Source organism: Streptomyces sp. NPDC017943 (genome assembly GCF_044328425.1).
In the GTDB taxonomy this organism is placed as follows: Bacteria; Actinomycetota; Actinomycetes; order Streptomycetales; family Streptomycetaceae; genus Streptomyces; species Streptomyces djakartensis_A.
Genome location: NZ_JBIRHH010000087.1, coordinates 1 through 1,412 on the forward strand (window position 1 = coordinate 1; position 1,412 = coordinate 1,412).

Genomic DNA, 1,412 nt, shown 5'->3' on the forward strand with positions numbered 1-1,412 from the left:
GACGAGGAGGGAGCAACAGGGCAACACGTTCCCACAGGTCATCAGGCACAAGATCATCCGGCACTCGAAGAACTCTGCCGCCATCAAGCCCAACTGCCAAGCCCCACACGTCAACTCATTCTGAAACGATCAGTAAGCACCCATTCGATCGTCTGCCACGTCGCTTCGTAGCAATCGGGCTCCGTCAGCATCGGCACTATGACGTCGTCCGCCTGTCCGAAACCGGAAAATGGCGCCTTGTTCACCTTCTGCTTGGAGCGGTTCGGGGTGCTGCCGTGCTGGCGGCGTGGTGTGCTGATCCTTGGGTTTGGTGGGCTGGGTTTCCCATTTGGTTCTGAACGGGCATGTACTGTGCTGCGAGGGACATGGTTCGCTGCTCATGTAGTGCGTGCCGTGTTCCGTCTGTGGCGTATGCCGCCCTGGCGATGGAGGCCAGGTCCTCGGCGTGTGTGACCTGTGGAGCCCACTCGTGGCGATTTCCGAAGGAGCGGACTTCGAAAACGACGAGTGGCCGGGTCCGGCCGTCGTTATCGTCGAGGGCGGGCATGGTGAACATGGTGCCGAGAGCCTGGTCCATAGTGATCTCCCGAGCGGACCGTGTGAGGCCGCTTGCGAGGAAATCTCCCGGTCGCCACTGGCCGGCGGCGACGAGCCGCTCGACGACCTCGCGGATCTGCACCGTGGTCACCGCGGCAACGTCGGCGCCTGGCTCAAGTCGGACCGCGTCCAACACTGCCGTCCAGGACGTGCGGCTACTCTCCAGCGCGGCCACCACCGAGTACGGCCAGCCGGGCACCATCTGATGCTTGCCCTCACCCCGGCCGAACGTGTGGCAAAGGGCCCGGTCAGCACACGTGTTGGCGTCCGGTCGCAGCCACGGCGAGACGTCGACCGCCAGGACCAGCCGGCCGTCCGCCGCCCTCGGCAACGGGGCCTTGACCAGGGCCCGACGCAGCCGGGCAACGTCGATCCGACCCTGGTTCAGTCCGCCATGGAGAGCCCCGTGACAACGGCGGTGTTCGGGCGCGAGCGCGAGATCAACCAAGGTTCCGGCCCGTCCGTGCACAGCAGCGCGTCGCATAACTCGAACAAGGCGTCGTCCCGCGCGGTCAGACACGCGTACAGCTCCGACCGGAAGTGTGACACTTCCGCGAACGCATCCCGCAGGACGCTCTGATACACCAAACTCACGACCACGGCCTTCGCGCTGATTCACTCTGTGACGGAGCACAGGATCAGGCGGAGGCCGCCATCACGTCCGCTGAACTGCGAAAACCTCGATCAAGTTCGAACCGCGTTCGACACCGGACCATAAATGACAAGCTAAGCGTTTCTGCAGCTGGCGCCCGAACCCCACGGGGGATGGGGTCCGGGCGCCGTGCCGGGGTCCGGACCGAGGCAAGGACGGACAC

Annotated in this window: 1 pseudogene; it reads right to left on the reverse strand. The window is 64.7% G+C overall.

The window, feature by feature from the left end:
- Nucleotides 1-619 precede the first annotated feature (619 nt).
- Nucleotides 620-1,191, reverse strand: a pseudogene (locus ACH4C6_RS36435) (transposase); the annotation flags it as partial.
- Nucleotides 1,192-1,412: the final 221 nt, after the last annotated feature.